Here is a 1290-nt window from a genome sequence, read left to right on the forward strand (position 1 = left end):
ATGCGGGAGAGGTTCTGGCCGATGGTGAGATGGCCCCGTCGCCGCCCCGCCCGGGACGGTGACCCTGGCGCCGGCCCCGAGGCCGCAGACGCAACGCGCGGGGCGAGGGTAGCCGCCACGGAAACCGGTGATGCCACCGCCCGCGACGGCGCCACCGCGGTATCCGGCTACACCGGACCTGACTCAGGGCCCGCAGGCGCGGTACATGTGAGCCGTACCGGGAACGCCACTGCCAACGGCGGCCTGGCCAACACTGGGTACCTGTTGATCCGCAAGTTCATCCAGGTGCAACAGGCCGCCGCCCCGCGGCCCCCGCTGGACGTTGCGGCCGATGCACTGGCCGAGGCCGTGCGCAAGTGGTGGGAGAAGGAGGCCAGGCTGCGGCGGCTCTTGGCACCTGCGCCCCTTCCGGTGCGATGGCAGGTGACCGACCGCAGAGTGGCAGGCCGGATCGACGGGGCGATCGCAGCGGAGGGCCGCGCCCGTTTCGCTCCACTGCCCGGGTTGGCTGCAGTCACGCGCGACGTTCTGCACCGGGGCGGAACTCTGCCCGAATTGCACGCGGTTTACGGTGGGCTGGCCTCGGGCCGTCTGCTCCTTGTGGGCGAGCCAGCGGCGGGCAAGACGTCTGCCGCGGGGCTGCTACTCGGGGAGGCGCTCAAGTACCGCGCGGAGGCGGCGCCGGAGGTAAGGGTCGATATCCCCGTACCGGTGATGCTCACGCCATTCGGCTGGGACCCCAATAAGGAGAATGCGACCGACTGGGTGGCCAGCCGGCTCTCCCGCGAGTACACCCTTTTCCGGAGCAGAGGAGGGGTCGCCCGGGCGAGGGAACTGCTGGAGCAGGGGCGGATTGCGCTGTTCCTGGACGGGCTCGACGAGGTTGGTGGGAAGCAACGCGCCGCCATGCTGAGCGCGCTGGAGGAGGCCAGCTTCCGCGTTGTGGCTGTCTCCCGGGCCAGGGCTCTCACTGGCAGGCGGCAGCGGCTGAGCGGAGCGGTACCCCTGGAGATCCAGCCGGTGTGCTCCGAAGACGCCAGCGCCTACCTGATGAATCCCCTGCCGGACCCGGCCCCGTCAGGCTGGCAGGAGCTCAACCGTAGACTTCTGGACGAACCCGGCAGCGCAGTGGCCGAGACGTTAACCAGTCCGCTGGCGATCAGTCTGCTCCGCGACATCTATGACGATAGCGATGGACGCCCCGTAGACGAGCTGCTGGACGCCGACCGCTTCCCCAGCACCCGATCCCTTCAGGACCACCTCCTAGACCAGTTGGTCACGGCCGCGTAC

1 pseudogene is annotated in these 1290 nt (G+C 69.8%); it reads left to right on the forward strand.

What is annotated here, in order from left to right:
• Positions 1-207: 207 nt before the first annotated feature.
• Positions 208-1290 (forward strand): annotated as a pseudogene (locus AB0D57_RS47820) (hypothetical protein); the annotation flags it as partial.

The organism is Streptomyces sp. NPDC048275 (genome assembly GCF_040652275.1).
In the GTDB taxonomy this organism is placed as follows: Bacteria; Actinomycetota; Actinomycetes; order Streptomycetales; family Streptomycetaceae; genus Streptomyces.